General features: G+C 60.9%; 23 protein-coding genes. 8 read left to right on the top strand and 15 right to left on the bottom strand.

The window, feature by feature from the left end; genetic code table 11:
- Position 1: 1 nt before the first annotated feature.
- The gene (rph, locus tag AAC126_RS13245) at positions 2 to 733 is read right to left on the bottom strand and encodes a ribonuclease PH (RefSeq protein WP_339854067.1); all 732 of its coding nucleotides are present in this window, start codon (positions 731 to 733) and stop codon (positions 2 to 4) included.
- A gap of 235 nt (positions 734 to 968) precedes the next feature.
- Here rph and hrcA point away from each other — a divergent pair, with 235 nt between their 5' ends.
- Together hrcA and grpE are read left to right on the top strand one after the other, a co-directional pair.
- A complete protein-coding gene (gene hrcA, locus AAC126_RS13240; RefSeq protein WP_028466245.1) occupies positions 969 to 2015 on the top strand; it encodes a heat-inducible transcriptional repressor HrcA in 1047 nt (348 codons plus the stop codon).
- 119 nt (positions 2016 to 2134) lie between these two features.
- Positions 2135 to 2767, top strand: a complete 633-nt coding sequence (gene grpE, locus AAC126_RS13235; protein WP_339854066.1) for a nucleotide exchange factor GrpE — start codon at positions 2135 to 2137, stop codon at positions 2765 to 2767.
- Positions 2768 to 2769: 2 nt separating this feature from the next.
- Here grpE and AAC126_RS13230 read toward each other — a convergent pair whose 3' ends face one another.
- On the bottom strand, positions 2770 to 3672 hold the full coding sequence (locus tag AAC126_RS13230) for a DUF1848 domain-containing protein (protein WP_339854064.1): 903 nt from the start codon (positions 3670 to 3672) through the stop codon (positions 2770 to 2772).
- 178 nt (positions 3673 to 3850) lie between these two features.
- Here AAC126_RS13230 and dnaK point away from each other — a divergent pair, with 178 nt between their 5' ends.
- Together dnaK and dnaJ are read left to right on the top strand one after the other, a co-directional pair.
- The gene (gene dnaK / locus AAC126_RS13225) at positions 3851 to 5797 is read left to right on the top strand and encodes a molecular chaperone DnaK (RefSeq protein WP_339854063.1); all 1947 of its coding nucleotides are present in this window, start codon (positions 3851 to 3853) and stop codon (positions 5795 to 5797) included.
- A 125-nt stretch (positions 5798 to 5922) separates the two neighbouring features.
- Positions 5923 to 7041 (top strand): molecular chaperone DnaJ, encoded by a 1119-nt coding sequence (gene dnaJ, locus AAC126_RS13220; RefSeq protein WP_339854061.1) that lies wholly within the window; start codon positions 5923 to 5925, stop codon positions 7039 to 7041.
- A 142-nt stretch (positions 7042 to 7183) separates the two neighbouring features.
- Here the strand turns inward: dnaJ and AAC126_RS13215 are convergent, their stop codons facing one another.
- The gene (locus AAC126_RS13215; protein WP_339854059.1) at positions 7184 to 7723 is read right to left on the bottom strand and encodes a PadR family transcriptional regulator; all 540 of its coding nucleotides are present in this window, start codon (positions 7721 to 7723) and stop codon (positions 7184 to 7186) included.
- A 145-nt stretch (positions 7724 to 7868) separates the two neighbouring features.
- On the opposite strand from AAC126_RS13215, the gene dapB reads away from it, so the two are divergent.
- Positions 7869 to 8675: a 4-hydroxy-tetrahydrodipicolinate reductase gene (gene dapB, locus AAC126_RS13210; protein ID WP_339854057.1), complete on the top strand. Its 807-nt coding sequence runs from the start codon at positions 7869 to 7871 to the stop codon at positions 8673 to 8675.
- A 12-nt stretch (positions 8676 to 8687) separates the two neighbouring features.
- On the opposite strand, the gene AAC126_RS13205 is transcribed toward dapB, so the two are convergent.
- Positions 8688 to 9185, bottom strand: coding sequence for a DUF2244 domain-containing protein (locus tag AAC126_RS13205; protein WP_339854055.1), 498 nt, complete (start codon positions 9183 to 9185; stop codon positions 8688 to 8690).
- Between the two features lie 131 nt (positions 9186 to 9316).
- On the opposite strand from AAC126_RS13205, the gene nth reads away from it, so the two are divergent.
- Positions 9317 to 9958, top strand: a complete 642-nt coding sequence (gene nth / locus AAC126_RS13200; protein ID WP_339854084.1) for an endonuclease III — start codon at positions 9317 to 9319, stop codon at positions 9956 to 9958.
- A gap of 6 nt (positions 9959 to 9964) precedes the next feature.
- On the opposite strand, the gene AAC126_RS13195 is transcribed toward nth, so the two are convergent.
- The 3 genes from AAC126_RS13195 to AAC126_RS13185 all read right to left on the bottom strand — a co-directional run bounded on the left by AAC126_RS13195 (position 9965) and on the right by AAC126_RS13185 (position 11821).
- Complete coding sequence (locus AAC126_RS13195; protein WP_339854054.1) at positions 9965 to 10447, bottom strand: hypothetical protein; 483 nt, start codon at positions 10445 to 10447, stop codon at positions 9965 to 9967.
- Between the two features lie 4 nt (positions 10448 to 10451).
- Positions 10452 to 10907: a polymer-forming cytoskeletal protein gene (locus tag AAC126_RS13190; protein ID WP_339854053.1), complete on the bottom strand. Its 456-nt coding sequence runs from the start codon at positions 10905 to 10907 to the stop codon at positions 10452 to 10454.
- Between the two features lie 230 nt (positions 10908 to 11137).
- Positions 11138 to 11821: an EI24 domain-containing protein gene (locus AAC126_RS13185; RefSeq protein ID WP_339854051.1), complete on the bottom strand. Its 684-nt coding sequence runs from the start codon at positions 11819 to 11821 to the stop codon at positions 11138 to 11140.
- Positions 11822 to 12055: 234 nt separating this feature from the next.
- Here AAC126_RS13185 and AAC126_RS13180 point away from each other — a divergent pair, with 234 nt between their 5' ends.
- Entirely contained in the window at positions 12056 to 13048 is a 993-nt protein-coding gene (locus AAC126_RS13180; RefSeq protein WP_339854049.1) for an adenosine kinase, read from the top strand.
- A 4-nt stretch (positions 13049 to 13052) separates the two neighbouring features.
- Positions 13053 to 14363, top strand: a complete 1311-nt coding sequence (locus AAC126_RS13175) for an AmpG family muropeptide MFS transporter (RefSeq protein WP_339854047.1) — start codon at positions 13053 to 13055, stop codon at positions 14361 to 14363.
- 10 nt (positions 14364 to 14373) lie between these two features.
- Here the strand turns inward: AAC126_RS13175 and phoB are convergent, their stop codons facing one another.
- The 8 genes from phoB to AAC126_RS13135 all read right to left on the bottom strand — a co-directional run.
- Positions 14374 to 15081 (bottom strand): phosphate regulon transcriptional regulator PhoB, encoded by a 708-nt coding sequence (gene phoB, locus AAC126_RS13170; protein ID WP_339854045.1) that lies wholly within the window; start codon positions 15079 to 15081, stop codon positions 14374 to 14376.
- Positions 15082 to 15109: 28 nt separating this feature from the next.
- Positions 15110 to 15823, bottom strand: a complete 714-nt coding sequence (gene phoU / locus AAC126_RS13165) for a phosphate signaling complex protein PhoU (protein WP_339854043.1) — start codon at positions 15821 to 15823, stop codon at positions 15110 to 15112.
- Positions 15824 to 15846: 23 nt separating this feature from the next.
- The gene (gene pstB / locus AAC126_RS13160) at positions 15847 to 16593 is read right to left on the bottom strand and encodes a phosphate ABC transporter ATP-binding protein PstB (protein WP_339854083.1); all 747 of its coding nucleotides are present in this window, start codon (positions 16591 to 16593) and stop codon (positions 15847 to 15849) included.
- An 88-nt stretch (positions 16594 to 16681) separates the two neighbouring features.
- A complete protein-coding gene (gene pstA, locus AAC126_RS13155) occupies positions 16682 to 17980 on the bottom strand; it encodes a phosphate ABC transporter permease PstA (protein WP_339854081.1) in 1299 nt (432 codons plus the stop codon).
- A gap of 7 nt (positions 17981 to 17987) precedes the next feature.
- On the bottom strand, positions 17988 to 19370 hold the full coding sequence (gene pstC, locus AAC126_RS13150; RefSeq protein ID WP_339854042.1) for a phosphate ABC transporter permease subunit PstC: 1383 nt from the start codon (positions 19368 to 19370) through the stop codon (positions 17988 to 17990).
- A 140-nt stretch (positions 19371 to 19510) separates the two neighbouring features.
- Positions 19511 to 20551: a substrate-binding domain-containing protein gene (locus tag AAC126_RS13145; RefSeq protein WP_339854040.1), complete on the bottom strand. Its 1041-nt coding sequence runs from the start codon at positions 20549 to 20551 to the stop codon at positions 19511 to 19513.
- A gap of 120 nt (positions 20552 to 20671) precedes the next feature.
- Positions 20672 to 22168, bottom strand: coding sequence for an ATP-binding protein (locus AAC126_RS13140; RefSeq protein ID WP_339854038.1), 1497 nt, complete (start codon positions 22166 to 22168; stop codon positions 20672 to 20674).
- Between the two features lie 204 nt (positions 22169 to 22372).
- The coding region (locus AAC126_RS13135) for a phosphate acyltransferase (protein ID WP_339854036.1) at positions 22373 to 23597 on the bottom strand (1225 nt) is incomplete at its 5' end.

Here is a 23597-nt window from a genome sequence, read left to right as displayed (position 1 = left end):
ATCAGCTCCCGATAGCGGCTTTCTGCAGGTCCACCAGCTCGCCGATGCCCTTGCGCGCAAGGCGCAGCATATCGGTGAAGGCCGCATCCTCGAACGGCTCTTCTTCGGCGGTGGCCTGGATTTCAACGATACCGGCCGTGCCGGTCAGCACGAAATTTGCGTCGGCCTCGGCATTGGAATCTTCCGGGTAATCGAGATCCAGCACCGGCATGCCTTTATAGATGCCACAGGAAATGGCCGCGACATGGTCGGTCAGCGGGATATCCTTGAGGGCGCCGAGCTTGACCAGTTTCTGCAAGGCCAGATGCAGGGCAACGAAAGAGCCCGTGATCGAGGCAGTGCGTGTGCCGCCATCGGCCTGCAGAACGTCGCAGTCGATTTTGATCTGGCGTTCTCCCAGGGCTTTCAGGTCGGTCACCGCGCGCAGGGAGCGTCCGATCAGGCGCTGGATTTCCTGGGTCCGGCCGCTCTGCTTGCCGCGTGCCGCTTCCCGGTCGGTCCGGGTGTGGGTCGAGCGCGGCAGCATGCCGTATTCGGCGGTTACCCAGCCGGAGCCGGAATTGCGCAGGAACGGAGGGACCCGGTCATCGATCGAGGCCGTGCAGAGCACGTGCGTGTCGCCGAATTTGACGAGGCAGGAACCCTCGGCATATTTGGCGAAGCCCGGCTCAAGACTGACCGCACGCATCTCGTCGGCGCTGCGCCCGGAAGGGCGTTTGGCTGTTCCGGTCATGGCGTTACTCCTGTTTTGCGAGCCATCAGGCGGCCCGTGCCGCGCTGGTTTGCGCCGGCTATTTAAAATGTCTGTTCGAAAGCGGGCCGCAACCTACTATCGGGTCCGGGATGCGTCCATGACTTTGCGCGGGTGCGGGCTCGGGTCTGGGTCCTGGGTGCGGGAAAGGGTCCGCCATGCATTCTGTCGCATTGACGGGTCGGGGGCCGCTGCCTAGATTCCGAATATGGAACATATGTCAGGCATCGGCGCACTCAACGCCCGCTCGCGGGAAATTTTGCAGCATATTGTCGATACCTATGTGGAAACCGGTGAGCCGATTGGCTCGCGGACGATTTCCCGGCGTATCGGTGACGTGCTGTCTCCAGCCACCATCCGCAACGTCATGGCGGACCTTGAAGAAGCTGGTCTGCTCTATGCCCCCCATACCTCGGCCGGGCGCCTGCCGACGGACCGGGGTCTCCGGATCGTGGTCGACGGGCTGCTCGAAATCGGCGGCGACCTGACCGAGAGCGAGCGCGGCACGATAGATTCCATGCTCGGTGCCACCGGACGCGGCTACGATGAAGTGCTTGAGGAAGCGACCAGTGCGCTGGCCGGCCTGTCGGCCTGTGCCGGACTGGTGATTTCACCGAAATCGGACCCTTCCCTGCGGCATATCGAATTCGTGCCGCTGACGGCCGGCCGGGCGCTGGTGGTGCTGGTGAACGAGCTTGGCCTGGTGGAAAACCGGGTGATCGAACTGCCGCCGGAAGTCCCGGCGTCGGTTCTGGTCCAGGCAACGAACTTTCTGAACACCCGCTTCCATGGCGCCTCGATCGATCAGGCGCTCAAGGATATCAAGGCGGAGATGGAGCAGCGCCGGAGCGAGCTGGACGAGTTGACGGCGCGGGTGGTCGAGAATGGCCTTGCCCTGCTCGCCGGTGGCGGACCCGATAGCGGATCGCTGATCGTGCGCGGCCAGTCCAAGCTGCTTGACGATGTGAACGCGGTCGAGGATCTGGAGCGGATCCGGTTGCTGTTCGATCAGCTCGAGCAAAAGCAGGGCATGCTGCGGCTGTTGCAGGCAACAGGCGATGCCGACGGGGTGCAGATCTTTATCGGTGCCGAGAACCAGTTGTTCGATCACACCGGCTGTTCGATGATCCTTTCGCCCTACCGGGATACGAAGAAACGGGTGGTCGGTGCCATCGGCGTGATCGGTCCGACCCGGATGAATTATGCCCGGATCATCCCCATGGTCGATTATACGGCCCGGCTGATCGGTCGCGTCATCGGTTGATTGCGAGGCCGAGCCGGGGTAAAGCAGGCGCTGCAGGCCCGGAATGATTGATTTCCCATTCCGGCCGCCCACATTTGGGCCTGACTTTCAGGATCTACAGACGAGAAAGAGCCGGGATTATGGCCGAAGACGACAAGAAGACAGAGCAGCACGCCAATCAGGACGCGGAGCCGCTGGTCAATCCTGACGACGGTATCATCGACATGGACGCCCTGATGGGTGGCGATGCGCCTCAGGAAGCGGATGCGGATTCCGAAGAGGATGGCGAGGACAGTGAGGCCCAGCAGTTGAAGGATCAGTTGATCCGGACCCTGGCCGAGCTTGAAAACACGCGCAAGCGCGCAGAGCGCGATATTGCCCATGCCCGGAAGTTCGCCATCACCGATTTTGCGCGGGATTTGCTCAGCGCCTCGGACAATCTTCGCCGCGCCGTTGAATCAGCGCCGGAAGACCGGGACGAGCTGGACATCACGCTGAAGAATCTGGTGATCGGTGTTGAGATGACCGAAAAGGAATTGCTCGGCGTCTTCGAAAAGCACGGCATCCGCAAGATCGACCCGATGGGCGAGAAGTTCGACTACAACCTGCACCAGGCGATGTTCGAGGTTCCGGATGCCAAGACCGAGCCCGGTATCGTGGTTCAGGTCATGCAGCCTGGGTATGTGCTGCAGGATCGCCTGCTGCGTGCCGCCATGGTCGGGGTGTCCAAGAAACCCGACGCGCAACAGGAACATGTAGACACCACGGCCTGATTTCACAGGTTGGCGGGCTGACCTGATTTCGCCGGGAGCAATGTCTCCCCGGCGGGATCGTGGCGCTTCAGGGCGTCTTTTGCCCGCTGCCGGTTTCCGACCGCATAGCAATAGACGCAGCCGTGCGGGCAGCTGTCATATCCTCCGATATCGCGGGATTCCGCACAGAGACAGCCCGGGCGGTTGCCCTTCCGGCGGGCCTTGAACGGCTGTCCCGCAATATCCGCCAGACGTTCCGCATCGATGCATTTTGCGGGCTCCAGACCATTGGCGAGCAGATTTGGCTGGGAGCACAGCGTTGCCGTCATGCCGGCGCCGGCCGCAAGGGCGCCCAGATCGCTCAATAATGCGGTCTTCTCGTCCTCTGCCGGATCCCACCATGTGAAATCCGCGCGTCCGGCGCTTTCATCCGTGTTCCGGCGGGTCTTGCGATAAATATGCGCGGCCGAGAGCGTTACCTCGTCCACGGCCCCGCGCAGCGCGGCGGCCAGGGTTGCGAAATTTTCGCGATGGAAATCCGGCGGCGTCAGGCTCGACCAGAATACCGGATCGTAGCGCCAGACCACGCAGCGCGGTCCGAACCTTTCCGCCAGCATTCTGATATCATCAAGGGCCGCGGTCACGGGCGGGACGCTGGTTTCCAGCGCGGTGGGATATCCTGTCACGGTGTATTGCACCACGAAGGGAACCCCGTTTCCGGCAAGCCGGTCGAAAATATCGCGGGCGGGCCGTGCGTTCCTTGTCCAGAACACGAACCCGTCGACATTCTGTCCCGCGAGGGGGACCCGTGACGGTTTGCCGCCATAGGGATTGGGGACGATCGCATATCCGGCATCGAGCCGGGCGCGCAGCCAGTCGCTATAGAAGGCGGGTATATCTGTCCGGTAGCTCGCAGAAATGATCATCGGTGGGTCGATTCTCGAAAAATGACGGGTTTCATCCACATTCCGATGCGAAATCCTATTCCACTTGGTTGCAGCGCGGCCAGACCCCGCCTATATAGCGGGTTGCCAAACACACCAATCGGGAACGGATGCGGCGCTTTCATAAGGCCGCTGGCGTTTGCTGAAGGATGAGGAAAACATGAGCAAAGTAATCGGTATCGACCTCGGAACAACAAATTCCTGTATCGCGTTCATGGACGGTAAGGACGCGAAAGTCATTGAAAACGCCGAAGGCGCGCGCACCACGCCGTCGATGGTTGCCTTCGCCGAAAGTGGCGAACGGCTCGTCGGCCAGGCTGCGAAGCGACAGGCGGTGACGAACCCTGAAAACACTCTTTTCGCAATCAAGCGCCTGATTGGCCGCCGGTTTGACGACAAGGACTCCAAGCGTTTCAACGATCTTGTTCCGTACAAGGTTGTCGCTGGCGAGAACGGCGATGCCTGGGTCGAGGCACGCGGTGAGAAATACAGCCCGAGTCAGGCGTCCAGCTTCACGCTGCGCAAGCTGAAGGAAGACGCTGAAGCCTATCTCGGCGATACGGTCGACCAGGCCGTGATCACGGTTCCGGCCTACTTCAACGACGCCCAGCGCCAGGCGACCAAGGATGCCGGCAAGATCGCGGGCCTTGAAGTTCTGCGCATCATCAACGAGCCGACGGCGGCCGCGCTGGCCTATGGTCTCGACAAGAAGAACAGCGGCATCATCGCGGTCTATGACCTTGGTGGCGGTACCTTCGACGTTTCCATCCTGGAAATCGGCGACGGCGTGTTCGAGGTGAAGTCGACCAACGGCGACACCTTCCTCGGCGGTGAGGACTTTGACCAGCGGATCATCGATTATCTTGCCGACGAGTTCAAAAAAGAGAACGGCATCGACCTGCGCCAGGACAAGCTTGCGCTGCAGCGTCTGAAGGAAGCCGGTGAAAAAGCCAAGATCGAGCTTTCCAGCTCGATGCAGACGGAAATCAACCTGCCCTTCGTAACGGCGGATCAGAGCGGTCCGAAGCACCTGAACATCAAGCTGACCCGGGCCAAGCTCGAAGCGCTTGTGGACGATCTGGTGCAGCGTACGGTCGATCCGTGCAAGGCAGCCCTCAAGGATGCCGGCGTCAGCGCCGGCGAGATCGACGAAGTGATCCTGGTCGGCGGCATGACCCGCATGCCGAAGATCGCGGAAACGGTGAAGAGCTTCTTCGGCCGTGAGCCGCATCGCGGCGTGAACCCGGACGAAGTCGTGGCGCTCGGCGCTGCGATCCAGGCTGGCGTGCTCAAGGGCGACGTCAAGGACGTCCTGCTGCTCGACGTGACCCCGCTGTCGCTCGGCATCGAGACGCTGGGCGGTGTCTTCACCCGTCTGATCGATCGCAACACGACGATCCCGACGAAGAAGAGCCAGACCTTCTCTACCGCCGAAGACAACCAGACCGCGGTCACCATCCGGGTATTCCAGGGTGAGCGCGAGATGGCGGCGGACAACAAGGTTCTCGGCCAGTTCGATCTGGTTGGTATCCCGGGCGCTCCGCGCGGCATCCCGCAGATCGAGGTCACCTTCGACATCGACGCCAACGGTATCGTCAACGTGTCCGCCAAGGACAAGGCGACCGGCAAGGAGCAGCAGATCCGCATCCAGGCCTCCGGTGGTCTGACCGATGACGATATCGAGCGGATGGTGCAGGAAGCGGAAGCCAATTCCGAAAGCGACAAGGCACGGCGTGAAAGCGTCGAGGTGAAGAACCAGGCCGACAGCGCGCTTCACGGCACGGAGAAAATGCTCGCCGACCATGGCGACAAGATCTCCGAGGAAGACCGCCGCGAGATCGACGAGCAGATGGCTGCCCTGAAGACAGCGATGGAAGGCGATGACTCAGCCGACATCAAAGCCAAGATGGATGCGCTGCAGCAGGCTTCGATGAAGCTCGGCGAGGCGATGTACAAGGCCTCGCAGGAAGCCGGTCCTGATGCCGCGGCTGCCGGCGATGCCGGTGACAGTGCCGGTGGCGATAGCGGTTCTGCTTCGACGGACGATGTTGTCGATGCGGACTTCGAGGAAGTCGACGATCAGAACCGCGACAACAAGTCCGCCTGATCCCAACGGTCCGGGCGGAGGAGCCGATGACAAACCGGCATCCTTCGCCCGTTTCCGACCAGGAAAGGCAGACGGCATATTGCTTTGCCGGACTGCTGACACCGTTGCGGGGACGATGACGCGCTATGGCAAAAAAAGACTATTACGAAGTTCTGGGGGTCGAACGCGGCGCTTCGGATGCGGAAATGAAATCCGTATACCGCAAGCTAGCCATGCAGTATCACCCGGATCGAAATCCCGATAATCCCGACGCAGAAGCCAAGTTCAAGGAATTGAACGAGGCTTATGACGTTTTGAAGGACGAGCAGAAGCGGGCAGCCTATGACCGCTTCGGGCACGACGCCTTTGAGGGCGGCATGGGTGGCGGTGGCGGCGGAGGTGCCGGTTTTGGCGGTTTCGCCGATATCTTCGACGAGATGTTCGGAGATTTCATGGGCGGCCGGCGCGGTGGCGGCCGGCGCGGCTCGGACCTGCGCTACAACATGGCCATCAGCCTGGAAGAGGCTTTCAAGGGCAAGCAGACCGAGATCCATATTCCCAGCTCCGTCCCGTGCGATGAATGCAAGGGCTCCGGCGCCGAGAAGGGAAGCCAGCCCGTCACCTGCACGACCTGCCACGGTCACGGCAAGGTAAGGGCGCAGCAGGGTTTCTTCACGATTGAGCGGACCTGCCCGCATTGTGGCGGCAACGGCACGCGGATCGAAAAGCCGTGCAAGAGCTGCGGCGGCAACGGTCGGGTGCAGAAGGAAAAGACCCTGTCGGTGAATATTCCGGCCGGTGTCGAGGATGGCACGCGTATCCGTTTGAGCGGAGAGGGTGAGGCCGGACCGCGTGGAACGGCCCCCGGAGATCTCTATCTGTTCCTGGCAATCGCCGATCATCCGATCTTTCAGCGCGAAGGTGCCGATATCTATTGCCGGGTTCCGCTGCCGATGACGACCGCCGCGCTTGGCGGTCAAATCGAGGTTCCGACAATCGAAGGCGGTCGCGCCCGGATCACCGTTGGCGAGGGTACGCAGAGCGGCAAGCAGTTCAGGCTCAAGGGCAAGGGCATGTCCGTGCTCCGCAGCCCGGCCCGGGGCGATCAGTATGTCGAGGTGATCGTCGAGACTCCGGTTAATCTCAGCAAGCGCCAGCAGGAATTGCTCGAAGAATTTGCCGCCGGCCAGAACGACAAGACAAGCCCGCAGTCGGCTGGTTTTTTTGACCGAGTCAAGGATCTCTGGGATGATCTCAGGGACTGACTTTGCCTGAAAAGAGCATTTGTATCAGATGAGCGCCGGCCTTTTGGGGCCGGCGTTTTTCGTAGCGCCCGGGCAAATTATGGTAGTCAGCCATATTGCGGAAATGGCGAAACACCCCTGGTCATCCCGGTAGTATTTTTACTTAAGCTTTTGTTTTTCTTGATTCTATATCGATGGCGGTAGCAATGGCACGACCTTCGTGCCGGAGGAATTCCAGCCCGGCACGACGCACCGCCAGTGCGTAGCGCACTGTGAAGCGCTCGGTATTGGACATGTTTTGCAGGGGTAGGGCCAGGAGTGCGCGGATTTCCTGGTTCAACACCCCGGCACGTTCCTCCAGGAGCCGCTCCGTCTCCTCCGGCCCCGCGGTTTCCGAGAAATAGACCGCAGCGAGAAAATCGGACCTGAGCCGTTCCCCGGCACCCGCCTCCTGGACCCTTTGACGCAAGATGTCATAGCCGAGTGTGGTGATTTCAAAGTGCCGAGAGTCGAGGGAGCCATTTGCGGACCCGCTCTCGGTAATGGCGCCACGGGCCTTCAACTTGCTCAGGGCGGGGTACAGGCTCCCGGCACTAACCGACTGGAAATGGGCAAAGTCGTTATTGATCCGGCGCCGGATCTGGTATCCGTTCGCCGCCCCCTTCGACAAGGCGCCTAATATGATATCACTGATTTCAAACATTTTATCAGCTCGATATATCAGATAAAATCAGTGAAAACGAGACTTTTGACGGACCGTGCACCTTGGCATGACGAGCGGTCTCGACAGGTACGGGAAAGCAGGTTAGGACCATCAGAGCGAAAAAAATCCTGTCCGGGAGGGCTTAATGGGCAAGACAAAAGTTGGAATCATGGGCATCGCCGGATTTATGGGCCGGATGATTGCCAAACAGGTTCACGAGAACCCGGAAGCCGAGATTTCCGGCGGTACTGTTCTTCGGGGTAGTGCTGAAGAGGGCGTTGAAATTGCTGCACTATGTCAGCTTGAAGGGGTGACGGTCAAAACCGTCTCGGACCCTCGCGCGGTGATCTCTTCATCCGATGTTGTGATCGATTTCACGCTTCCGGCCGTCACGGTTGAGCATGCGCGGATCGCGTCCGAATGCGGCACGGCATTCGTCGCGGGCACGACGGGCCTGACACCGGAGCAGGAAGCCGCCCTGGCCGATGCCGCGAAAAACATCCCGCTGGTCTATGCCCCGAACATGAGCCTCGGGGTCAACCTGCTGTTCGACCTGGTGAAGAAGGTCGCAGGCGCCCTGAGCGATGATTTCGATATCGAAATAGTTGAAATGCACCATAAGCGGAAAATCGATGCGCCTTCCGGCACCGCGCTTGGTCTTGGCAAGGCGGCGGCCGAGGGACGCGGCGTCAGTCTGGATGACAAAGGCGTGTTGTCGCGGGAAGGCGTCACGGGCGCCCGCGAAGCGGGACAAATCGGCTTTGCCACGCTGCGCGGCGGCGATGTGGTCGGAGAGCACACCGTTATTTTCGCCGGACCTAATGAACGGATCGAGCTGACGCACAAAGCAACCAGCCGGGATATCTTCGCCGCCGGAGCCGTGCGCGCTGGAATCTGGGCTGCGGGCCGCAAGCCGGGGCTCTATTCCATGGCGGATGTTCTCGGCCTCTGATGGAGCCCGGTATCAGGCGGAGCGGACTTCTTTCAGCGCGCTGGTTAGGCTGTCCGCGAATTCCTGCTTTTCGGGAGGCGACAAAAAGGCGCCGATTTCGAGGGATTGACCATGGGTGCGCAGCATCAGCCGGTCCGGCCCGCTGCGCTCTTCCTCGACCCTGACATTCAGCCAGTACGGCTGCAGGTGCTTTTCCATGACCCGGCGCCCGCGGACAAAACGCTCGACGGTCAGTGCGGCCCGGGTCAGATGAACCGTTTCATATCGCCGCGCGTCGCGATAGCTGAGCCGGAAGGTGATGTAGATCAGCAGGACATCAAGCCCGAAGAAACCGAAAACAGGCCAGGCACCGGCGATCCAGAAAGCTGTCCCTATGGCAATGCTGCAGCAGGTGATTGCCGCCATCAGAATCAGGAATCCCCGGGGCGACAGGCTCCGGTGCGGATAGAGAATGGCATCGAAGAGTGCGTCGTCGGGTCTTGTTTCACCCCTGTTTTCAGCGTGTGTCACCGCCTGTGTCCGGACTTGTTGCATGGTATTTCATCAAGGCTCTACCCTGTGGCGGGCGCAGGGCAAAGACAACCTGAAAACAGGACGCGCCTGAAAGCAAGCGAGAGAGTGCGGGTGTTATGGCTAAACGGATGACCAATGCGGCGGTGGACGAGTTTTTCCAGCGGTTGAGTGATCGCGAGCCGGAGCCGAAAGGCGAGCTGAATTACGTCAATCCCTACACGCTGCTGGTCGCCGTTGTGCTTTCCGCGCAGGCCACCGATATCGGCGTGAACAAAGCGACGGGTCCCTTGTTCAAGGTCGCGGATACACCCGAGAAAATGGTCGCTCTCGGGCTTGAGCGGGTGCGCGACTATATAAAGACGATCGGGCTGTTCAATTCGAAGGCCAAGAACGTCATCGCGCTCTCGGAGATCCTGATCCGGGAGCATGGCAGCATCGTGCCGCAGGACCGGGACGAGCTGGAAAAACTTCCGGGTGTTGGCCGGAAGACCGCGAATGTGGTTCTCAATATGGCGTTCGGCCAACCGACCATCGCCGTCGATACGCACCTTTTCCGCGTTGCCAACCGCACGGGCATGGCCGCGGGCAAAACCCCGCTTGCGGTGGAACTCGCCCTGGAAAAGCGGATACCCGGGAAATGGATGCTGCATGCGCATCACTGGCTGATCCTGCACGGACGCTATATCTGCAAGGCACGCAAGCCGGTTTGCCCGGTATGTCCGGTTTCGGATCTGTGCAATTTCAAGGAAAAGACGCTGGAGCCTGCCTGATCTGGCTCAGCTTTGTGCCGCGCGCGAGATGCCCCGCCGCAACAGACTGACAAAGCACTCGTCCCGCACCAGCTCGCCGTTACGCCGTGGCCGGAACTCGTAATAGGTCACGGCAAGATCGTGATTGAGCTCATAGAGAAACAGGTCAAGCACACAGGCATCCGTGCGGTATTGCCAGACCACAGCGGACATGTCGTTCCGGATGAAGGCCGGCTTGCCGAGAATGGCCGAAAGATCGTGCAGCCCAAGATCGAGCAACCGGCCCGGATCGCGTTCTTCCGGGCTGAAGGCAGGCGGGCTTGGCGGGACGGGGAGGCTGGCGACCGATGCGGGGTCCTTCTGCCCGGTCTGGCCGGTGGCCGGTGCTATCGATTTCCCCACGGTAACAGGCTGCTGAACCCGTCCGGTACTCGCCGTTTTCTGTACGGCGGCGCCGCAAGCCGAAAGAGTGAAGGCGATCAGGAGAAAAACAAAAAAACGCACCGGCACTGACTTACTCCGACGTCTCCGGCACACTCGCGGTGTCGTCCTTGAAGACTGCGATGTCGCCGTCGATCTGGCCGCCAAGCTCGACTTCGAGCTGACCGAACCGCACGGAACCGGTGATACGGCCGCTGCTGCGCACATGCAGGGTCTTCCGCACGACGAGCGTGCCTTCGAAGCGTCCGCCGATGATTGCCTCGTCGATCATGACCTTGCCCTTGAAATGACCGGAATCGGTGACTTCAAGATGGCGGCTGTTTTCCAGCGTCGCATCGACGGTGCCTTCGACAATGAGACTGTCGCAGGCCGTGATCTCGCCCGTCAGGGAAATCTCGGGTCCGACCGTAAGCTTCTTGCTCTCGGAACGGGGCGCGCCGCCACGCCGGCTGGACGAGCCGGGAAGATCGAGAGTCCGGCGCGGGATTTCCGGTACGAACCCGGATGAGGAAGGTTTGCTCGGTTGCATTCTGGACTCCTCGTCCGGCTTCTTGGTTGTAACCTCTTCAGAGACGGGCGCCGCCGGGTCCAAGCGTGCCTCCGAAGGATGCTGTTCATCCGTCGCGTTGTTCCCGAAAGAGGGGCTCGTGCGTGCGGTGCTGTCTGTGCCGGATTTTTTACGCCGAAACATCAGATCGTCAACTCATATAATTGCAGAAGAGACCATGGCCATCGACCTTAATACTCAAGGACTTATTATCATTTCTTCATGTCACTCCGCAAGCGCTCGAAACGATGCAGCATAAAAGCCGTCGCAATGACCGGTCCGGCGAAGTTCACAATGGGGATGGTCATGACGGCCGCGATCAGCACGCCACTGATGAAAACCGAGCCTGCCTTGCGCTTCCGTAACTCCTTGGTTTCCGCGGGTGAAAGCCGTCTCAGGGCCACCATTTCGAAGAATTCCCGGCCCAGCAAATACCCGTTCGCACTGTAAAATATGACAGGGTTAATGAACGGGACCAGCAGAAAGAATGCCAGCGCATAAATTGGCAAAAGCAGAACATTGATTAAGACAGTAATGCCGAGAAATTTAAGGCTTTCCAGAACGGTTTCGGTGAAAGGCTGGGGGCGTGCGGGACCAAGCGCCGGATAATGCTTCGTTTCCACGGCCTTGCAGACGGAGTCCAGAAACAGGCCGGAGATTATGTTGGCGGCACCGGGGAAAAACAGAACGCCCAGGATCACCACGATCAGGCTGGCGACCCAGGCCGCCGCATCATCCAGCCACCCGCCGAAAAACGAAAACCAGTCGAGGACGTACCAGACCGCTGCCCCGAGCAACAGGATCGCCATGATCGATCCGACGACACTGATGATGATCGGATTGCGGAGCCTGGGATCCGTCATCTGACCGATGGTGGCGGACAAGGCTGAAAACATGGGCGCTCTCTTCTTCTTTCTGGCGTTGTCACCGGAACAAGTGGGACCGCATGCGGCGTGGTCCAATGCATCAGGGCCGAAAAAGCATAGGAACCCTGCCCGCGCAAGAGCGGCGGCGGCATTCGGTGATCGCGGCCTTTCCATGCCGTCCCCGCTCCAGTACCTTGTCGCGCGCATGAGCGGACATGCCGTCCGCCGCCTTTCTTTTGTTCTGTATCCGGGAGCCTGCTCCAGATGGTAGCCAAGTCCATTGATGTCACATGTATCGGTAATGCGATCGTCGACGTTTTTTCCCAAGCCACTGACGATTTCCTGGCCGAAAACGGCATCGAAAAAGGGGCAATGAACCTGATCGACGCGGAGCGCGCCGAGTTGCTCTACAGCAAGATGGGCCCCGGCATGGAAATGTCCGGAGGATCCGCCGGCAACACAGCGGCCGGGCTCGCCTCTCTCGGCAGCAAGGCCGGTTATATTGGCAAGGTGCAGGACGACGTTCTTGGCAAGGTCTTCCGGCATGACATCACGGCGGTTGGTGTGCGCTTCGAGACGGCGCCGACCCTGGATGGCCCGCCGACGGCCCGGTCCCTGATCATGGTGACGGCGGATGCCCAGCGCAGCATGAACACCTTTCTCGGCGCCTGCGTGCAGCTTGGCCCGGTGGATGTCGATCCGGACCTGATCGCGGACAGCCGCGTGGTCTATCTGGAAGGCTATCTGTTCGATCCGCCGGAAGCCAAGAAGGCCTTCATCAATGCAGCCAGGACCGCGCACGAGACCGGGGGCAAGGTATCGCTCACCCTCTCCGATCCGTTCTGTGTCGACCGCCATCGGGATGCCTTCCTCGAGCTGGTCGATCACCATGTCGATATCCTGTTCGCCAACGAGGAAGAGCTGAAGTCGCTCTACCAGACGAGCGATTTCGACGAAGCATTGCAGAAGGTGCGGGAAAACTGCGAGACGGCGGCGATCACCCGTGGCGCGCAGGGCTCCGTTGTTCTGCACAAATCGGAAGTCCATGTGATCGATGCCGAGCCGGTGGCCAAGGTCGTCGATACGACCGGCGCGGGCGATCTTTTCGCCGCCGGTTTCCTGCATGCCTATTGCCGTGACCTGGAGCCTGCCGACTGGGGCCGGGCCGGCGGTGTTGCCGCGGCGGAAATCATCTCGCATTACGGCGCCCGGCCGGAGGCCAATCTGAAAGAGCTTCTGGCGGCGCGGCTTGGCTGAGACCATGTCCAGCGTCAGGGGCTGGCTTGCGGAGACGGCGGCGCTGTATCTGAAGCGCCGCATTCTGATCGTTTTTCTGCTGGGCTTTTCCAGCGGTCTGCCCCTGCTGCTTTCCTTTTCGACCCTGAGCGCCTGGATGCGCGAGTCCGGGGTCGATCTGACGACCATCGGCCTGTTTGCCCTTGTCGGGACGCCCTACACGCTGAAATTCTTCTGGGCGCCCCTGATGGACAGTCTGAGGCTGCCGCTTCTCGGCCGTCTGTTCGGCAGACGGCGGAGCTGGCTGATCCTGACCCAGCTTGCCCTGATGCTGTCGATCATCCTGCTCGGTGGCACCGACCCGGTGAACAACCCTGGACTGATGGCGTTGATGGCCGTTGCCGTGACCTTCTTCTCGGCCAGCCAGGATATCGTGATCGACGCCTTTCGCATCGAATCCCTGCCGGAATCCGAGCAGGGCGCCGGTGCGGCGGCCTCGACCTTCGGCTATCGGATCGGGATGCTTATTGCCGGGGCGGGTGCGCTTTTCCTGGCGGACGCGATTGGCTGGTTCGTGGCTTATCTCGCCATGGCGAGCCTGATGTTGGTTGGCCTGGGCGCGGTTCTCGTGAGCCCGGAGCCGGATGCCAGCGCGGAAGCGGAAAAGCAGACACGGGAGAATGAGTCCGCCGCTGAATGGGCGCACCGGGCGATTTTCACCCCGTTCTCGGAGTTCCTGTTGCGGCGGGGCGCTCTGCTGGTCCTGGCCTTCATCCTTTTCTACAAGCTCGGGGATGCCTTCCTCGGCACGCTGACGAACCCGTTCTATATCGATCTCGGTTTCACCAAGACGGAGATCGCCCAGGTGACCAAGGTGTTCGGCCTTGTCGCTCTGCTGGTGGGGTTGTTTGCCGGCGGTGCCCTGGTGAAGCATATGGGGCTGCTGAAGGCGCTGCTGCTCTGCGGCGTGCTGCAGGCCCTGTCGAACCTGGTATTTGTCGGGCAGGCCGTGGCCGGGCACGATATCTGGATGCTGACGGTGACGATCGGGGTTGAGAACTTTACCGGCGGCATGGGAACGGCCGCCTTCGTCGCCTATCTTTCAAGCCTGACGAATGTCGCCTTCACAGCCACTCAATATGCCCTGCTGTCATCCTTCATGGCTTTCGGGCGCACCATCCTCAGCTCCGGCGGCGGATGGGTCACGGATCATATTGGCTGGATCGGGTTTTTCATCGCTTCGACGGCGATTGCGGTACCCGGCCTGATCCTGCTGCTGGTTCTGATGCGGATGTTTCCGCCGGAGCCCGTGTCCGGCGGAAAACCGATAAGCTGAGATATGGGGCTCAGGCCGGTGCGGTTGACCGGTCGAGAGCGTATCCGGCGGAACGGACCGTGCGGATCAGATCGGATTCCGCCTCGATATTGATGGCCTTGCGCAGACGGCGGATATGCACGTCGACGGTACGCGGCTCGACATAAATGTCGGGGCCCCAGACCCGGTCCAGCAGCTGCTCCCGGGAGAACACCCGGCCCGGATGCTCCAGAAAATAGCGCAGCAGCCGGAATTCGGTCGGGCCGAGATGAATTTCCCGGCTGTTCCGGCGCACCTTGTGGGAGGCCAGATCCATTTCGAGATCTTCGAATTCCAGGGTTTCGGCGTCGCTCGCCGGGCGCGTCCGGCGCAGCACGGCGCGGATCCGGGCGATCAGCTCGCTCGGGCTGAAGGGCTTGGTGATGTAATCGTCAGCACCCGCATTCAGGCCACGGATCCGGTCACCCTCGTCGCCGCGCGCTGTCAGCATGATTACCGGCACGGCTTTGGTTTCGGGTGTGCGGCGCAATCTGCGGCAGACCTCGACGCCGGAGAGAAGCGGTAACATCCAGTCCAGCAGGATCAGGTCGGGGCTTTTTTCCATGGCCAGCAGCATGGCTTCCTCGCCATCGCCGGCTTCCAGGACTTCGAATCCTTCCCGCTCAAGATTGTAGCGCAGCAGAGTGACGATGGGGGCTTCGTCCTCCACGATCAGGATTTTGGGGTGCATCATGTTCATAGGACACTAACTCTCGATATGAACGCTCTCATTCAGGCATCGTCACGACATAGCTGGCATCCTCGCCCTTGGGGCGGTCGGCCTGCATTTTCGTGCCTTTGATCTGGAAATGCACGGTCTCGGCGATGTTGGTCGCGTGATCGCCCATGCGTTCCAGATTCTTCGCGATGAACAGAAGATGAGTGGACGCGGAGATATTCCGCGGATCTTCCATCATGTAGGTCAGCAGTTCTCGGAACAGGCTGGTATAGAGCTCGTCGATATCCTCATCCCGGTGCCAGGCGGCAATTGCGAGATCAAGATTGTCGTCCGCGTAGGCATCCAGCACATCCTTGATCAGGGACTGGACCAGGCTGCCGATGCGCACGATGCCATTGGCCGGCGGGATCTCGGGCAGGCTGCTGAGAACAATGGCCCGTTTGCCGATATTCGCGGCGTAATCGCCGATGCGCTCAAGGTCGCTGACGATCTTCAGGCTGGCCACGACCGTGCGCAGATCGCCCCCGAGCGGCTGACGCAATGCCAGCAGCCGAAGGCTCATGGCCTCGATCTCGGTTTCCAGATGGTCGATCGGAGCGTCGGCTTCGCGGACCCGCTGGGCGAGCGCCTGGTCACGCCGGTGTACGGCTCGCACGGCGGCTTCACACTGGCTTTCGACAAGGCCGCCCATCTGGGCGATCTTGGCCTTGAGGGCCTCGAGATCCTCGTCGAAAGAGCTGACTATGTGGTCGTTTGCACCCATTAAACTATGATCCGTGAACGCGCTTAACCAAACCGGCCGGTGATGTATCCCTGCGTGCGGGAGTCGTTCGGGTTGGTGAAAATCTGCTCGGTATCGCCAACCTCGACCAGCTCTCCCAGGTGGAAGAAGGCGGTGCGCTGGGAAACCCGGGCTGCCTGCTGCATGGAGTGGGTCACGATGACGATGGTGTAGTTCTCGCGCAACTCATCAATCAGCTCTTCGATCTTCGCGGTGGCGATCGGATCGAGGGCCGAGCAGGGCTCGTCCATCAGGATCACTTCCGGATTGACCGCGATGGCGCGGGCAATGCAGAGGCGCTGCTGCTGGCCGCCGGAAAGGCCGGTGCCGGGCTCCAGCAGGCGATCCTTGACTTCACCGAACAGGCCCGCCTTGGTCAGGCTGGTCTCGACGATCTCGTCGACATCGGCCTTGCTCTGGGCCGTGCCGTGAATGCGCGGGCCGTAGGCGATATTGTCGTAGATCGACTTCGGGAACGGGTTCGGCTTCTGGAACACCATGCCGACGCGGGCACGGAGCTGTACCGGATCGAGCGAGGAGTCGTAGATATCGTCGTCGTCCAGCGTGATCTTGCCTTCGACGCGGCAGATGTCGATGACATCGTTCATCCGGTTCAGGCAGCGCAGGAAGGTGGACTTGCCGCAGCCGGACGGGCCGATCAGCGCCGTAACTTCGTTCGGCTTGATGTCCAGATCGACATCCATCAGGGCCTGCTTCTCTCCGTAGAAGACCTTGACCTTGTCGCCCTTCATTTTCGGCGTCACGTTCGGGGACGTCGCTGTCGACGCCGGGGAGGTGTCGGACTTAGCCATCTTTTTTTTCTCGCTCATGGAATTACCTCTACCAGCGCCGTTCGAACTTCTTGCGGAGCATGACGGCCACAATGTTCATGAAAATCAGAAAAGCAAGCAGCACCATGATCGCGGCGGAGGTCCGTTCGACGAAGGCGCGCTCGGGGCTGTCCGCCCAGAGATAGATCTGCACCGGCAGTACGGTCGCCGGATCGGTGAAGCCGCCGGGTACGTCGACGATAAAGGCGATCATGCCGATCATCAGCAGCGGTGCGGTCTCACCGAGGGCCTGGGCCATGCCGATGATCGTGCCGGTCAGAATGCCGGGCATGGCCAGCGGCAACACATGATGGGTCACGACCTGCAGCGGCGAGGCACCGAGCCCGAGGGCGGCCTCGCGGATCGAGGGCGGCACGGCTTTCAGGGCGGAGCGGGCGGCGATGATGATGGTCGGCAATGTCATCAGTGCCAGCACCATGCCGCCGACCAGCGGGGCGGAGCGCGGGAAGCCGAAGAAGTTCAGGAACATCGCGAGGCCAAGCAGACCGAAGACAATGGAGGGCACGGCCGCGAGGTTGTTGATGTTCACCTCGATCAGGTCGGTCCACCGGTTCTTCGGAGCAAATTCCTCAAGATAGATTGCCGCCATCACCCCGATCGGGAAGGACAGAAGCAGTGTGATCACCAGGGTCAGCAAGGAGCCGGTGACGGCGCCGAGAATACCAGCTTCTTCCGGCTCGCGGCTGTCCGCCTTCATGAAGAAATCGGTGTTGAAGCGCGCTTCGATCCGGTCGTTTGAATCGAGCTTGTCGTACCAGCTCAGCTCTGTGTCCGTGACCCGGCGATTGGCTTCCACGAGGGTCCGGTCGACATAGCCCTTGGTCAGCATGTCGATATCGTCGGAAGCCTTGATCCAGAGATCAAGGGTCTGGCCGACAAGCGACGGGTCCTCGATGACCATGTTGCGCAGATCGAACCCGGCGTTCGGCGAGACGAAATTGTAAAGCTTGCGCTTGTCCGAACGGCCGGTGACCTCCGGGAAATTGTCCCGCAGGTTCTTTTTGACCATACCGCCATAGTCGGCCGTCTTCAGCTGTTCGACATCTCCTGTTCCGGCCGGATCGAGATATTCCGGATCGAAAGAGATATTCAGCTTGATGTAGGTTTGCAGGAACGCCGTATAGCCGGTGCCGGTGATGCTTCCGACAAGGAATACCAGCATCAGGCCCGCGGCGATGATGCTGCCGAGGCCATAGAGCCGGAAGCGACGTTCCGCGGCGTAGCGTTTCTTCAGCCGGTCCCCGCTCAGTGGCGTCCGGCGGATTTCGGTGCTCGGCTTCGAGTTCATGATCGCGTCAGTCATATTTTTCCCGATATTTCCGGACCACCCGAAGGGCGACCACATTCAGACCGAGGGTGATGAAGAAGAGCACAAGACCGAGGGCAAAGGCCGCGAGTGTCTTGGCGGAGTCGAATTCCTGATCGCCGACCAGCAGGGTAACGATCTGCACTGTCACCGTGGTGACGGCTTCGAACGGGTTGGCCGTCAGGTTCGAGGCGAGGCCGGCGGCCATCACCACGATCATGGTCTCGCCGATGGCGCGGGAGACAGCCAGCAGGAAGGCGCCGACAATACCCGGAAGGGCGGCCGGAAGGATGACATGCCGGATGGTCTCCGACTTGGTGGCTCCCAGTCCGTAGGAGCCGTCACGCAGTGACTGCGGCACCGAATTGATCACGTCGTCCGAGAGCGAGGAGACGAAAGGTATGATCATGATACCCATCACCAGACCGGCCGCGAGGGCGCTTTCCGAGGAAACGTCGAGCCCTACTCCCTCACCCCAGCCCCGGATCAGCGGAGCCACGGTCAGGGCCGCGAAGAAGCCGTAGACCACGGTCGGGATACCGGCCAGCACTTCCAGCATCGGCTTGGCAATGGCGCGGAACCTGGGATTGGCATATTCCGCCATGTAGATCGCGGAGAGCAGACCGATCGGACCCGCCACCAGCATCGCGATCAGGGTGATCAGCAGGGTACCGGCGAAGATCGGCACGGCGCCGAAGCTGCCGGAGGCGCCTACCTGCTCGGCGCGGATTGCTGTCTGCGGGCTCCAGTGAAGACCGAAGAGAAAGTCGAAGAAGGGGATGCGGGCAAAGAAGCGCAGGCTCTCGAAGATCAGCGACATGACGATGCCGACGGTGGTCAGGATCGCGATCAAGGAGCAGATGATCAGCAGGACGCGGATGATACTCTCGACCGCGTTGCGGGCCCGGAAGTTCCGGCTGATCCGGGAGCGGGCCCAGGCGAGGCCAAGCAGCGCGATGCAGACCACGCTGCCGACCATGGACCAGAAGCCGATGGATTGCAGCGCCAGATACCGCTCCGTGGCGGCGACAATGGCCGGGCTGGCCACCCGGCTTGTCGCATTACCGCTGGAGAGGTTCCGGATATCGGTCAGCATCAGGGAATAGTCGTCCGCACTTTGCGGCATGATCGACGCATCGAGGCCCGACATTACCATGTGATCGACGATCTGCGGCTGGATCACCAGCCAGATTGCCAGCAGAAGTATTGCCGGCAGTCCGCAACCGAGTGCGACGAACATGCCGTAGTAGCTCGGCAGTGAGTGCAGGATGCGGGCATCGCCCGATGCGGCGAAAACGGACCTTGCCCGGCCGATCGCGTAGCCGACGACAGACAGTCCGATGACAACCAGAATAAGGAAAAAGCTGTTCATAGTGCCCCGCCGGCGGAGGTTGCTCATGGCCGCGGCAGGAGGTGCCGGGCCGCATTAAGTCGCTGTCTTTATGGATCCACGGTTCCGTGCGGGTCCATAAAGACAGGGGAGAGGCGGCGGACCGCCTCTCCCGAGACCAATTACATGGTCAGGTTGGTTTTGTTCGCGGCAGCAGCGCGATACTTTTCGCGGTCTGCGCCCGGCAGCGGGATCAGACCCTTGTCGGACAGATAGCCGTCGTCGCCGATGGCTTTTTCGCTGGTGAATTCAGCGACATATTCCTCGATGCCCGGAACCACGCCGATATGCGCGGACTTCACGTAGAAGAAGAGGGAGCGGGAAATGCCATAATCGCCGGATGCGATGTTGTCGAAGGTCGGCTGTTTGCCGGCAACGCTCGCACCTTTGATCTTGTCGCTGTTCTGGTCGAGGAAGCTGAAGCCGAAGATGCCCATGGCAACCGGGTTAGCCTGCAGCTTCTGAACGATCAGGTTGTCGTTCTCGCCAGCTTCGATGAACTTGCCGTCTTCCCGCATGGAGTCGGAAATCTTGCGGAAGCCCTTCTTGTCGGCCTTGCGCATGTCGGCAAGCATCTTGAAGGACTTGGCGCCCGGGCGCATGGCCAGCTCGACGAAAGCGTCGCGGGTACCGGACGTCGGCGGCGGGCCGAGGACTTCGATCGCTTCGTCCGGCAGGGACGGATCGATTTCGGACCAGTTGTTGTACGGGTTCTTGACGATCTTGCCGTCAACCGGAACTTCAGCGGCGAGAGCCAGGAAGATCTGCTGCTTGGTCAGGTTGAAGGTCGGGCCGCCCTTGGCGTTGCCGATGACGATGCCGTCAAAGCCGATTTTCACTTCGACGATGTCGGAGACACCGTTTTTGGCGCAAAGCTCGACTTCGGACTTCTTGATCCGGCGCGACGCGTTGGTGATGTCGGGATGCTGGACGCCCACACCGGAGCAGAACAGCTTCAGGCCGCCACCGGAACCGGTGCTTTCGACGACCGGCGTCTTGAAGCCGCTGGTCTTGCCGAACGTTTCTGCAACGGTCGTGGAGAACGGGAATACAGTAGAGGATCCGACGATGCGGATCTGGTCACGGGCTTCCGCAGCCGCTGCAACAGCGATAACGCCGGCGAGGGCGAGCGGGATAGCCTTGATGATGGATTTCCTAAGCACGATTTTGCCTCCGGGACATAGGAGTGTGATCGACTGTGCCCGGCACAGTTCCGAGCCGGGTCGCCCCGTTCCTACGCCGCTCCTGAGACCCTATTACTACGGAAATGTGAAGGTTTTGTTTCAGCCGGCGGCGAAAAGTTGCGATTTGGTGACGGCCGGTGCCTTGCACGGGATATAGACCGTGAAAGTGCTGCCTTCGCCGACCTTGCTGTCGATCGTCAGGGCGCCCCGGTGGCGGCTGACAATATGCTTCACAATGGCAAGGCCGAGGCCGGTTCCGCCCAATTCGCGCGAGCGTGCGGTATCCACTCGGTAGAAACGTTCCGTGAGGCGGGGGATATGCTCACGCGGGATGCCGTCCCCCTGATCTGAGACACTGATCGCGACCAGATGATGCGCTTGCAGGCTGAGAGACGCGGGAAGGTCTTTCGCCATTTTGGCGTGAATTGTCACGACGCTCTGATCGCGGCCGTATTTGAGCGCGTTTTCCAGCAGGTTCTGCAGCACTTGCGAGATTTCGTCGCTGTTCGCGATCAGGGGCGGCAGCGCCGGATCGATATCGAGCGCAACCTTGATGCCCTGACGCGCCGCGGTCATTTCGGTCGCGGCCGTCAGATGCTCGGCCAGCGGGCGCAACTCTATCTCTTCATTAGGTGCGGTGTGTTCCGCGGTCTCGATACGGGAAAGAGACAGCAGGTCCGTGACAAGCCGGGTCATTCGGCTGGTCTGCTGCTCCATGATCTCGAGAAACCGCTCATGCGCTTCCAGATCGTCCCGTGCCGGTCCGCGCAGGGTTTCGATGAAGCCATGCAGGGTCGCCAGCGGTGTTCTCAGTTCGTGGCTGACATTGGCGACGAAATCGACGCGCATGCTCTCGATCCGCCGGCTTTCGGTCAGATCCCTGAAAATCACCAGCGCGGAGCGCTGTTCGCCCTGTTCTTCCGGCAATGCTTCGAGCCGTATATTGAACACCCGGTTCACCGGATCGGAAATGGAGATCTCGACCGTTCGGTGCCCGCCCTGGGCGAGGATCGCGTTGCCGGCTTCGAGCAGCGCGGGATCGCGCGCGACGTGGGACAGCTCCCGGCCCATGATGCGGCCGCCGAACTGATCGCGCGCGGCTTTGTTCATGCTCTGCACCCGCCCCTTGTGATTGAGGAAGATCAGCGGGTCGGGAATGTTGTCGATAATCGAGACATGGCGCTCGTTCAGCGCCTGAAGCTGTGACCGCCGGTCGGCCGTGACACGGAACAGGCGGGTCAGCGCGGCGGAAAGCTCGGCGGTCTCGCCGATCCCTTCCCCGATATTGGACAGCACGTCGCCTGATTTCGAGGCGCGCTCTGGATTGCTTGATCCGGCCCGTCTCTGAATATGGCGCTTGATGGCGTCGAGCAGGCTGTAATGGCGCCGGATAATCGCCATGGCGACGACCAGAGAGACCGTCCATGCGCCCGCTGCATGCCATGGCTTTACGGCGTCAAGCGCGGCGATTCCGCCAAGCGCGATAGCGGCCGGCAGCGAGACCACGAGGCCGCCACGGAACACATCCCAAAGCGGCAGGGCCGCGGGACTGTCGTTCTGGGTTCCGGAATCCGTATCGTTCGGCTGTTCGCTCATCGGTTTTTGGATCAATTGGCGGTTCTGCGCGGGCTGGCAAGCAGACCAGCACTTTAATAGAAATCTTTAGCGTCTGCGGTATGACAGTTTCTATCATAGGGGCCAGAAAACAGGGGCCACAGCCTAAAATCAGCCAAAAACAGTAAAAACAGACGCCTTTCGCGCCAAAACTGGCGCGAAAGGCGGATCAATGTGGCGAAAGGTCTATTCCGGCAGTGCCGCATGGGCCGCGATTGCGGCAGCATTCACCAGATCGGTGACCGTCGCGCTCATCTGCACGATCTGCACCGGCTTCTCCAGTCCGACCAGCATCGGCCCGATGACTGCCGCGCCGCTCATCGACTGCAGCATCTTGTAGGTGATGTTGGCGGAATGCAGGGCCGGCATGACCAGGACATTGGCCGGGCCGGTGAGACGGCAGAACGGATAATTCCGTTTCATCGCCTCGTAATCGAGGGCGATATCCGCGGACATTTCTCCGTCATATTCGAATTCGACACCGCGCTTGTCGAGCATGGCGACCGCATCGCGGATACGCACGGCCTTCTCGCGCGGCGGATAGCCGAAATTCGAGAAGGACAGCAGGGCGACGCGGGGAGTGTGGCCAAAGGCCCGCGCATGTTCCGCCGTCTGGATGGCGATATCGGCCAGCTCCTCGGCACTCGGCAGCTCGTTCACGTTGGTGTCGCTGATGAAGATCGTGCGGCCCCGGTTGATGACGATGGAATAGGTCATCAGCTGCTGGCCCGGCTTCGGGTCGAGCACGCGGGTGACATATTCGTGGGTCACACCGAAATTCCGGGTCAGACCGGTGACCATTGCTTCCGCATGCCCCGAGGCAACCATGCAGGCCCCGAACACATTGCGGTCCTGATGCACCATGCGCTGGCAATCGCGCTGGATATGCCCTTTGCGCTGCAGGCGCTTGTAGAGCATTTCCGTATAGGCTTCGTTATGCTCCGACAGCTTGGCGTTGTTGATTTCCAGCGTCTCGGCGCCCTTGATGCCGAGCTCGACGATCTTCTCCTTGATCACATCTTCCCGGCCGACCAGCACCGGAATGCCGTAGCCGCCATTGCGGAAGGTAACGGCGGCGCGGATCACCCGCTCCTCTTCGCCCTCCGCGAAGACGACGCGCTGCGGATTGGCGCGAATCCGGTCGAAGATGACCTGCAGGCTGGAGGAGGTCGGGTCAAGCCGGGCGCCGAGTTCGGCCCGATAGGCATCCATGTCTGCGATCGGATTGCGGGCAACGCCTGTATCCATGGCGGCCTGAGCCACGGCGGAGGAGACCTTGACGATCAGGCGCGGGTCGAACGGCGCGGGAATGATGTAGCCCTCACCGTAATGCAGCGTGCGGCCATAGGCCTTGCCGACCTCGTCCGGCACGTCCTCGCGGGCGAGTTCCGCCAGAGCGTTTGCGGCGGCG

This window comes from uncultured Nisaea sp. (genome assembly GCF_963974195.1).
Lineage (GTDB): Bacteria > Pseudomonadota > Alphaproteobacteria > Thalassobaculales > Thalassobaculaceae > Nisaea.
This window is presented reverse-complemented; position numbering and strand designations above follow the sequence as displayed.